The organism is Micromonospora aridisoli (assembly GCF_056150025.1).
Genome location: NZ_JAXCFK010000040.1, coordinates 1 through 881, shown reverse-complemented (window position 1 = coordinate 881; position 881 = coordinate 1). Strand labels below are relative to the sequence as shown.

General features: G+C 35.8%; 1 protein-coding gene. It reads left to right on the top strand.

Going from position 1 to position 881, the window contains the following annotated elements; genetic code table 11:
• A partial coding sequence (locus tag SM447_RS29215) for a carboxymuconolactone decarboxylase family protein (RefSeq protein WP_474576094.1) occupies window positions 1–378 on the top strand: 378 nt, incomplete at its 5' end.
• Window positions 379–881: the final 503 nt, after the last annotated feature.

The window sequence follows — 881 nt, the reverse complement described above, 5'->3', positions numbered from 1 at the left end:
GCAAAAACATCCTTGAAAGCAAAAGAAAAAGAGGTAGTAAATCTTGCCGTTAGTGAAGTAAATGGTTGCAAATACTGCCTAGCTGCCCATACGGCTGTCGCTGGTTCAAACGGATACTCATCAGAACAAATACTAGAATTACGAGCAGGGAGCGCCAGTTTTGATCCAAAGCTTGATGCACTCGCTAAATTAGCCAAAAACGCAACAGAAAACCGAGGTGCAACAGATGATGCAATCGTAGCCAATTTCTTTGAGGCAGGATGGACCAAAGAGAATTTGATTGATGCCATCGTTTTGGTTGGAGAAAAAACAATCTCTAACTATATCCATAACACCACACAGGTACCTGTAGATTTTCCTGCAGCACCAGCATTATAGAACCCCAAAAAACAACAGCATATAGAAGTTAGATAAATTTTTAAGAATTTAGTTATTATTTGATTTGTTTTGAAAGCCTTTGCACCCTCCGTGTCAAAGGCTTTCTTTTTTTGTGCACATGGTATATTTTAATTGTAGATCGCTGTCTAGTAATGCCAATTACATTTTAATTGGCATTATCATAACATTTTATCCTTTTGGGAAAAATATGTAAGCCATAAGGAAAAAACAACATGTTATACCCCTGATTTATAACCCATCTTTGTACTGTCAAAAGAAAACAACAACAAAGTGTTTCTAAGGACATCCGAATAGAAATAACGTATAACATTATAAAAATATAAATCATGAGTACCTTTAACGTCCCAACAAAATCAGAAGTAAGCGCAGAAAATCAAGCAATTTACGAAAACCTAGAAAAAGCTGTAGGATTTGTACCGAATCTATATGCAACATATGCATATAGTGACAATGCTCTACAAAACTATCTAGCTTTTGCTAAC